Below are 6904 nucleotides of genomic sequence, written 5' to 3' on the forward strand. Positions count from 1 at the left end.
CGGACAGTCAATAAATCAGGTACTTTATTGGCTATGTACCAATTCACTGTACCAGCTTTCAAAAGTGACTCCGCTACTTTGGTTGCAGTATTTAGCTCCCCAGAGAAGAAGATAACTGTTCCCGTCAGCGTGTCCAGCGGTGCCACGTATTCGACTCGGGATTTCCCAGAACTCTCCTTCGTCGACAAGTCGACTGTCGCGTACCTTCAACTGCGTGGGACTGACGGGAGTCGCCGCGATGCTACCCTTAGGGCTCGACTCGGTTGGCTTGCGAAATTGGAAGATTTTTCAACGGAACCTAGGCTCACAGACGCCAAGACGTTTAACGAAAAGGAACATCAGGGTTGGGTTCTCGCCCTACACCTTGCGATGTGGATCCAGGATGCCGATGCGTCAAAGAATGTTCAACACATCTTGGAATTCTCCCTCAAGCACGGGGAACCAATCGAACATACGAAAATTCACTCAATTGCCTCCGATGCATTTCAAACGCCCAACAAGCCTTCTTTGAGTATCATCGGAAAGCTCGGCACGAATCGCTCTCACACGGCAACACACCATAAAGCGGGCCAGGTTTTTCCATCTTTCGCTGAGTTCCTAAAATCTTCATCTGTTCCGCAAGGCCGCTTTCGGATTATGGAACACAATGTGACCGCAGATTTCGAGTTCGAAGGCGCTCAAAAGCAACCTCTGCTCGTAATTCTGCATGGACGTAAAGGACCACGGGTTCATCTACCTTACCTAAGCGGAAGGCACATTGTTGAGGGCATTGATGTCGCTCGCCTATCAATAAGCGATCCAAGTTTGTATTTGGACGAATCCCTGTCGATTTCTTGGTTCACTGGAAATTCTTCTGCTCCGAATCTGCAAATTTCTCTCGCTCGCGTAATCCAGGAGATTGCCAATAGGATTAATGCACCGAAGGTGATTTTTCTAGGAGGCTCTGCCGGTGGCTTTGCGTCACTCGTTTTCGCTCACTTAATCCCGAACTCTTTAGCAATCGTTTGGAATCCACAGACGGATATCGCTAAGTATTACCCTCGCTTTTATCGCGAGTATCTCAACATCTGTTGGGGCGGCAATTCCAAAATGCTTCAAGAATCCGGCGTAATCACCTCGGTAGTTGATTTGTACGATATTTCAAAGCAGCCGTCGTCCACTGTCTACGTCTTGCAGGAGCCGACGGATGTCCATCACGTCACAGAGCATCTAATGCCATTCCTCGGAGCAACTAAGTGTGATAGGAACGTATTCACCTATAGTCAACACTGGGGCGAAGGGCATGTTCCCCCAGCGAAGGACACTATTCGCCGGCTAATTGAACACGCAATAGCCGAGAATTCTCAGGACCTGTTCATTGCCGAAGGATTCCAACCAGGCGTAGATACCATCTAGTAAGGTAAGAAATCTACCGACTCATTTCCAAGACTTCGCTCAGCAAATTAGAGACAATTGGAAGGTTCCGAAAATAGAGGACGCTAAAGCAGGTCGCGGTAAATTCTTGATAGCTTCCGTGCATTTTCGCTCCACGTTCGGGACCTTGCCCAGGCAATTGCAGCTGAGTTTCTAGGCTGGTCTGGCTGAATTTCCAAAAGGGCTGCTGTCAAGCTTTCAACGGATTCGGGCTCGACGTAGCATTCAATTCCACCTGTGACCTCGCGAATAGCCGGCAAATCGCTGCCGATCACCGGCACCCCCAATGCCTGCGCGATTAGCGCCTTTATCGGCGTTACCGTTCGACAAACTTCGGTGTTCTTTCGGGGAAGTACGAACGCGTCTAGACTTCCGTACCACTTCCAGATGTCTGCATTGGGACGTCGACCCGCAAACATGATTCGATCTTGCATTCCCAGTTCAAGAGCAAGCCGCTCAAGCTGCGGCGTTGCAGTACCATCGCCAACAATCACCACGTAAATGTTAGGTGCCGAAACTGCTGCTCTAATCAAAATATCAAGGCCCTCATAGCCAACTACCGATGTGACAGTTCCCACGACAATTCCATTGTCGTTAATCCCCAGCTCACGTCGCAGTTGGTGGCGGTCATGGAACTTGCCAACGAGGCTCTCATCGACAGCGTTTGGGATTACGTGAATTTTGGAAGGCTCGACGCCGCGTGCAATTAGCTGAGAACGAGAAACCTCACTCAGTGTAATAACAGCGTTAGCAGCATTCATGCACGCTACCTCTTGCATGCGAGCTGCTTTGTAGAAATCGGAACCGCGCAATTGCTCCTGTTTGTCCCGGGGATGCCTCGACAACCAAGTATTCTCGAGTTCGCCGCGCACTTCGTAAACCCATGGAAGTCCCGATCGCACCGCCGCGGAAGCGGCAACAAGCGCATTATTGTAATCAGTCGTCGTATGAATGATATCTGTGCCTGAGCATCGGATTTCATCGAGCAACAAATTCACCGAAAGGGAATTTCGCTCTCGCAATGAACTCGGGTAGGAAGCAGTAAGTTGACGCCTATACCTGATTCCATCGATCCAATCGACTGGCCTAATTGGAAATTGTCCCACCACCAGGGGATACCCGAAACGGGTAACGACCTTTACGTTTACACCAGCGGACGACATCGCTTTGGCCATTTCATGCGAGCGGAACGTATATCCAGATTGTGTGTACGGGAGGCTATTGGTCAAGAAAAACGTCACTAGGAGTTCTTCCTGTAATCGCGACTGTCTCAGATTGGACGACCCCTTGCCGGGGTCGGGCAATTCACTGTGCAGCAACTCCCATCGCTCAGTAGCTCTCGACACCTTTCTCCGGTCAGAACGCGATAGCTTTTGCAATTCTGATGAGCTTCCGAGCGCCGATAGCTGCTGAAAAGCGCCCTCAGAAAACAGTTCCTCGATTTTAGTCAAGCGCGTGGTCTGTTCTTCGGACCAGAGAAGTCTTTTCGGCAAAAACATCGAAACACGCGACAAGCGAATGCGCTCTTTCACTTTGTAAGCGAAATTTCTAGGATCATCCTTCACCATTTGGGAGAGTGCCTTGGCAAGCATAACGGACGAAGATGCTACGTGCGAGAATCTACGCACTACACCTCCGCTACTGTTTTCATCACTTCGCGGATGACACATGGAGTTACTGACTCCCTTTCCTCTTGAACCCACTCACGTCCTTTTCCTCCCGTTTTAAGCCGAACAGGATCGGACAGCAAACTCATCCATAGCTCGGCAAGTTGTTGAGGCGAATTCGGCTCAACTACATCCCCAGCATCCAACTTCCGCACTAAACCAGCAGTTTCACCTCGGACTACGGCAGTAACATGCACTCCCGTTTCCATCAATTCATAGAGTTTTGAAGGAACGGTTCTTGACAGAGGCTCCCAATCAGCAAGATGAACCAAAGCAGTATCTGCCCAAGAATAGTGATCATCCAGATTATCCGCTGGGTGACGAGGCTCAAAGGTGACACTATCGCCTAGTGACCTTGCTTGGACTCGCAGAGCAGCCTTTGCCGCGCCCGCGCCGACCATCCGTAGCTCGATCTTCACTCCAGCGTCACGACAAATCTCAACGGCCTTCAATGCGTTTTTGAGGTTTTGCGCTCGGCCAATCGTGCCCGCATACAGAACGTGAAGCGACTTCTTTGAAGTAGCATCTGGAACTTGCTTGCGGTGATCAGTCGCAGCGGGAAAAACGTTGCGTACTGTGAAAATGGGGGGAGTTTTCCCGTTCTTTTCTAGCTGCTTCCGCGTATTAAGATCATCGGCCAGATCGCTCGATGTCGCGATGATTGCCGCTGCGTTCCGCAGAACCAAGTAAAGAACCCACTTGGTCACCCATGAAACGGCCTGTAATGGGCCTTTGGACAGAATTCTTTCGCGAATCGAAGCTTTGCCGACGCTGACGTTCCAACTTTCTGATTGATGCAAGAGGTCGGGCCAGGCATCGCGCAAATCGATCACATATGGCACACCAAATTTCTTCGCCGCAAGCCAGGCGACAACTGATGTTGGGAGTGCTGGCACAGTTCCAATTACTACTTCAGGACGGTACCCTTTGAACACACCTCCCCGACGAGCAAATACAGCTACTTCAGCCAGTGCTACGAAAGCTTGATTTATCGCTCGGACCGTCAACGACCGTCCAGCAGGAAAGAATCCGCTCCGAGCGATTCTTTCGCCGGAGGCTCCTCTTTCCCACTCCCCTTGCGCCCGCCACTTCCGTTCGCGACGCCACACTGAGAAGTCAATCTTTCGATCACTCTGAGGTGGAGGCGCGATCACCGATACTGAGTGGCCTTGTTGCATAAGAAGTCCGCTGAGCCAAGCCCAACGACGTTGCGGAACACCATTTTCCGGCAGCCAATACTGCGAAATAACTAGTACTTCCACTACGCCAACTTTCCTCTTTGAGTCGCGGACAAATTCTCACTACAAGTTACCACTTTCGGGGCACACGAATTGAAAGGAGATGTTTGGGAAGCACCGCCTTCTCGGGATTCAAAGATTACGTCGATGGCGTCACAGCTAGCGCCAGATGCCCTTCGTATCGATGACGGTCTTGCCCTGGAGCTTGGTGGTGTCCAGAGCAACGAACTCCTTGTGGTTCACCAGCAAGAGAATCAGATCCGCTTCTGCGATGGCTGAATCCAAATCCTGCTGCGAAACATTTGGGATAGCGGCAAGAGAATCTGGCAGTGCATTTACGTTCGGTTCGACTACTCGAATATCCAGCTGCGGGTTCTCTTGTCCGAGCTGCTTCACAATGTTTAGCGACGGAGACTCTCGCAGGTCATCAATATCATTCTTAAATGCAATGCCCAGCGCGGCGACGACGGCGTCAGGCTTTCCATCGAGCGCTTCCGTGACCTTCTTAATTACCCACTCAGGTTTGCCGTCGTTAACATCGCGCGCCATCTTGATGATTCGTGCCTCTTCAGGTACCGAAGAAACGATAAACCAAGGATCCACTGCGATGCAGTGTCCACCGACGCCCGGGCCGGGCTGAAGAATATTGACGCGCGGGTGATGATTCGCAAGCTCAATAAGCTCCCAAACATCAATCCCGAGCCGGTCGCTGATCAACGAGAGCTCGTTTGCAAACGCGATGTTGACGTCACGGAAGGAGTTTTCCGTCAGCTTTGCCATCTCAGCAGTGGTCGCATTCGTCTGCAGCAACTCAGCGGTACAGAAGGTTCCATACAGGTCACAGGCCATCTGCGTGCCACGGGGCGTCAGACCACCAATGACACGATCATTGTTCTCCATCTCTTCCATGATCTGCCCCGGAAGAACGCGTTCAGGACAGTGAGCAACGAAAATTGCATTCTCATCATTTTCGTCCAAAGAAAGGTCGGGCCTCAGCTCAATAATGTGCTTAGCCATCGCCTCCGTCGTTCCGGGAGGAGAGGTAGATTCCAGAACTACGAGGGCGCCGGGACGCAGGTGCGGTGCCATAGCCTCGGCTGCAGCGTTGATGTACTTCGTGTCAACCTTGTAGTCCTCGCGGAAAGGAGTCGGCACACAGACAATGTAGGCATCCGCCTGAATCTGTTCGGCTTGTGCCCTCAAGTACCCCTCATCGACAACGCGCTTAAGCAATTCCTCAAAGCCGGGTTCAAAGAAGGGAACTTCACCCCTATTAATTGACTCGACGAAAGTGGGGTTCACATCGACGCCAGTAACTTTGACACCCTTGGAAGCGATGAACGCCGCGGTAGGGAGTCCAATGTAGCCAAGTCCAACCACACAAACTGAATCAAACTTGGTCATAGACTCTTTTCCGGTAGTCATTACGACCCTTTCTCACATCATGCATAGGTACAGGTTTCTTCCATATTAGGCATTTAGTGCTGACTCCGCCGCCATAGGCCCAGCGAAAATTTTCTGCCCTCGCAGATCATCAATCGTTCTGGCTACCTCTACCCGAGAAATCTCCTCAGATATAGCAGGTATGCAGGCGATTTGTACCAGCTCAATTCAACCCTATATAGTTACTTCTCGTTGCAGCGAGCAATACTCATTGTTCAGCGAGCCACACATATTCCTCCATAGCTCAGTTGGCAGAGCATTCGACTGTTAATCGAAGGGTCACTGGTTCGAGCCCAGTTGGAGGAGCTTATTAAACCCGCTGGTCACGGCGGGTTTTTTGCTTTATCAGACGTGCCATATATGCCACCGTGCTATAAAAATGCTATATCGAAAACTCTGCCCCTCACGTGACTTCAAACCCCGTTTGAGACCTGGCACAAGTTGGCAGTTATTGATATGGTGAATTAGCAACTGAAAATTGTCTTTGCCGGGGGTTGGCTTCCCCGGTGCGAGAGAAACCGACTTTGGCCGGTCGGGTCGTGAAACTAGCGGGTTCACGACGCAGGGGCACGCTGGACGTGCGTTAGTCCGCCCCACCAAGATGAAGACGCTCAGCACCCCGGTAGCTGCCCACCGGTGGATGTGAAACAGTAAGGCAGCGCCGCCCCGGCTCGCGTGAGTACGTTCTGGGGGCACAAGGTTAGAGATACTCACGGCGGCAGCATGGGCGCGTGCTAGGACCGTCATCGAAGACGCGACACAACACCGAAAGGTTTTTGTTGTGTCCGCACCGGTAACACAAATCATTCTCAACGACGACACGCTTCTCAAGGCTTTCAAGCCCTCGGAGGTCTGTGAGCGTGCATCTATTTCGCAACGCCACCTAGAGCGTCTTATCGCCCGTGGTGAACTTCGTCCAGTGCCCAGCACCATGGGCAAAGGGAAACAGCGTCTTATCCCCGCCCTGGAGCTTGCCAAATTCCTCTACGGCGACGCTGTTGTGGTCGGCGGTGGTGCGTAGCCATGCAGCAAATGAAAAACTCCGCTGCGGCAACAGCGGAGCTAAATAAAACAAACTTCGCTTACAAGATTACGCGAATCATTGCCGCCCCGCAAGGATTAAATTCACGCCTGCGTGCATTC

The 6904-nt window shown here is 51.6% G+C and carries 5 protein-coding genes and 1 tRNA gene; 3 read left to right on the forward strand and 3 right to left on the reverse strand.

The window, feature by feature from the left end; all coding sequences use genetic code 11:
* Window positions 1–33: 33 nt before the first annotated feature.
* The gene (locus HMPREF2967_RS07820; RefSeq protein ID WP_070685933.1) at window positions 34–1395 is read left to right on the forward strand and encodes a hypothetical protein; all 1362 of its coding nucleotides are present in this window, start codon (window positions 34–36) and stop codon (window positions 1393–1395) included.
* Between the two features lie 83 nt (window positions 1396–1478).
* Here the strand turns inward: HMPREF2967_RS07820 and HMPREF2967_RS07825 are convergent, their stop codons facing one another.
* The 3 genes from HMPREF2967_RS07825 to wecC all read right to left on the reverse strand — a co-directional run bounded on the left by HMPREF2967_RS07825 (window position 1479) and on the right by wecC (window position 5743).
* Window positions 1479–2981 (reverse strand): glycosyltransferase family 4 protein, encoded by a 1503-nt coding sequence (locus tag HMPREF2967_RS07825; RefSeq protein ID WP_198531035.1) that lies wholly within the window; start codon window positions 2979–2981, stop codon window positions 1479–1481.
* Between the two features lie 59 nt (window positions 2982–3040).
* On the reverse strand, window positions 3041–4342 hold the full coding sequence (locus HMPREF2967_RS07830) for a glycosyltransferase family 4 protein (protein ID WP_070685937.1): 1302 nt from the start codon (window positions 4340–4342) through the stop codon (window positions 3041–3043).
* A 135-nt stretch (window positions 4343–4477) separates the two neighbouring features.
* The gene (gene wecC / locus HMPREF2967_RS07835; RefSeq protein ID WP_304440862.1) at window positions 4478–5743 is read right to left on the reverse strand and encodes a UDP-N-acetyl-D-mannosamine dehydrogenase; all 1266 of its coding nucleotides are present in this window, start codon (window positions 5741–5743) and stop codon (window positions 4478–4480) included.
* A 251-nt stretch (window positions 5744–5994) separates the two neighbouring features.
* Between wecC and HMPREF2967_RS07840 the strand changes: the two genes are divergently transcribed.
* Both HMPREF2967_RS07840 and HMPREF2967_RS07845 read left to right on the forward strand, forming a co-directional pair.
* Window positions 5995–6067 (forward strand) — tRNA-Asn (locus HMPREF2967_RS07840).
* Window positions 6068–6542: 475 nt separating this feature from the next.
* On the forward strand, window positions 6543–6782 hold the full coding sequence (locus tag HMPREF2967_RS07845) for a helix-turn-helix domain-containing protein (protein WP_070685940.1): 240 nt from the start codon (window positions 6543–6545) through the stop codon (window positions 6780–6782).
* Window positions 6783–6904 lie beyond the last annotated feature (122 nt).

It is taken from the genome of Corynebacterium sp. HMSC059E07 (genome assembly GCF_001814395.1).
In the GTDB taxonomy this organism is placed as follows: Bacteria; Actinomycetota; Actinomycetes; order Mycobacteriales; family Mycobacteriaceae; genus Corynebacterium; species Corynebacterium hesseae.

Excerpts from the sequence above, each read along its gene's own strand:
- HMPREF2967_RS07820 (WP_070685933.1), top strand. The coding sequence starts at position 34 with ATGTACCAATTCACTGTACCAGCTTTCAAAAGTGACTCCGCTACTTTG.
- HMPREF2967_RS07825 (WP_198531035.1), bottom strand. The coding sequence starts at position 2,981 with ATGGTGAAGGATGATCCTAGAAATTTCGCTTACAAAGTGAAAGAGCGC.
- wecC (WP_304440862.1), bottom strand. The coding sequence starts at position 5,743 with ATGACTACCGGAAAAGAGTCTATGACCAAGTTTGATTCAGTTTGTGTG.